The 672-nt window shown below is 49.0% G+C and carries 2 tRNA genes and 1 rRNA gene; all 3 read right to left on the bottom strand.

Annotated elements, in window-relative coordinates:
* Positions 1–187: 187 nt before the first annotated feature.
* Positions 188–263 (bottom strand) — tRNA-Ala (locus tag LBW88_RS26475).
* A gap of 142 nt (positions 264–405) precedes the next feature.
* Positions 406–482: transfer RNA gene (locus LBW88_RS26470), tRNA-Ile, on the bottom strand.
* 74 nt (positions 483–556) lie between these two features.
* Positions 557–672, bottom strand: a 16S ribosomal RNA gene (locus LBW88_RS26465); the annotation flags it as partial.

Genomic DNA, 672 nt, shown 5'->3' with positions numbered 1-672 from the left:
GTTTTACAACGCATGCAGACTGCAAGCATTTGAGAGACTCGAACACATCGTTTATTCATTCTTATTACGGAGAATGAACGCGACGTGTCGTTTCAATTTTCAGCTTGTTCCGGATTGTTAAAGAGCATAATACTTCGCAGCCTACCGTTGCCGGTCTGCTCTGAAGTATTGTTTTGAGTCACTGTAATGGTGGAGCTAAGCGGGATCGAACCGCTGACCTCCTGCGTGCAAGGCAGGCGCTCTCCCAGCTGAGCTATAGCCCCATACAGTTACTGCAGAGACCACTACTACCACTCACCAGGAGTCCCGTTTTTTCAAACGGTCATTTCTTTTCAGGCAGGGCAAAAGGTCGCGACGTATAGTTCACTATACGAGCGGCGCTTTAACGCAGCATGAGAAGAAATTTGGTAGGCCTGAGTGGACTTGAACCACCGACCTCACCCTTATCAGGGGTGCGCTCTAACCACCTGAGCTACAAGCCTGTAGAGGTTTTTTCTGCTCGTTACTTTTCTATCAGACAATCTGTGTGAGCACTACGCGGGAAGGTATCTTCAGGTAAGGAGGTGATCCAACCGCAGGTTCCCCTACGGTTACCTTGTTACGACTTCACCCCAGTCATGAATCACAAAGTGGTAAGCGCCCTCCCGAAGGTTAAGCTACCTACTTCTTTTG

It is taken from the genome of Pantoea sp. alder81, from assembly GCF_020179835.1.
In the GTDB taxonomy this organism is placed as follows: Bacteria; Pseudomonadota; Gammaproteobacteria; order Enterobacterales; family Enterobacteriaceae; genus Pantoea.
Note: the sequence above shows the minus strand (reverse complement) of the source record. Positions and strands in the feature narration are given on the sequence as shown.